The following is a 787-nucleotide window of genomic DNA, read 5'->3' as shown; positions in this document are numbered from 1 at the left end:
AGCGGGGGGTGTATGCGATGGTGGCGTTCAACTACCGTCGGGTGCCGGCCATCGCTCAGGCCGCCCGGTGGGTGGCCGAGGGCCGCCTGGGTGCGATTCGGCATGTGCGGGCGCAGTATCTGCAGGACTGGATCGTCGATCCGGAGTTCCCGCTGGTGTGGCGGCTGCAGAAGGATCTGGCCGGCTCAGGGGCGTTGGGGGATATCGGTGCGCACATCATCGATACCGCGCAGTTCATCACCGGTCAGCGCCTGACCCAGGTCTCCGGGCTGACCGAGACGTTCATCACGCAGCGGCCCATCGCCGGGGCGTCGGCCGGGTTGTCGGCTGACACCGGTAACGGTTCCGGTGTGGAGATGGGTGAGGTGGACGTTGATGACGCGGCGGTGTTCATCGGGCGTCTGAGTGGTGGGGGGTTGGCGTCGTTTGAGGCGACCCGGTTCGCCACGGGGCGTAAGAACGCGTTGCGGATCGAGGTCAACGGGTCGGACGCGAGTGTGGCGTTCGATTTCGAGGCGATGAACGAGTTGTGGTTCCACGATCACGCGTTGCCTCCGGAGGAGGCGGGGTTCCGCCGGGTGCTGGTCACCGAGGGCGGGCATCCGTACGCGGGGGCGTGGTGGCCGCCGGGTCATGGCCTGGGCTATGAGCACACCTTCACCCACGAGGTGAAGGACTTCGTCGAGGCGATCGCATCGGGTGTCGCTCCGGCTCCGTCGTTCGACGACGGGTTGAACGTTCAGCGGGTGCTGGCCGCGGTCGAACACAGCGCCGCCGACCAGAGCCG

Annotated in this window: 1 protein-coding gene; it reads left to right on the top strand. The window is 67.5% G+C overall.

The annotated features are described in order from the left end of the window. Positions 1-17: 17 nt before the first annotated feature. On the top strand, positions 18-787 hold a 770-nt coding region (locus ACW9TB_RS39345), incomplete at its 3' end, for a Gfo/Idh/MocA family protein (RefSeq protein WP_472753211.1).

This window comes from Streptosporangium sp. H13245 (assembly GCF_055690525.1).
The sequence above is the reverse complement of the archived record's forward strand: the minus strand, read 5'-3'. Positions and strand labels throughout refer to the sequence as shown.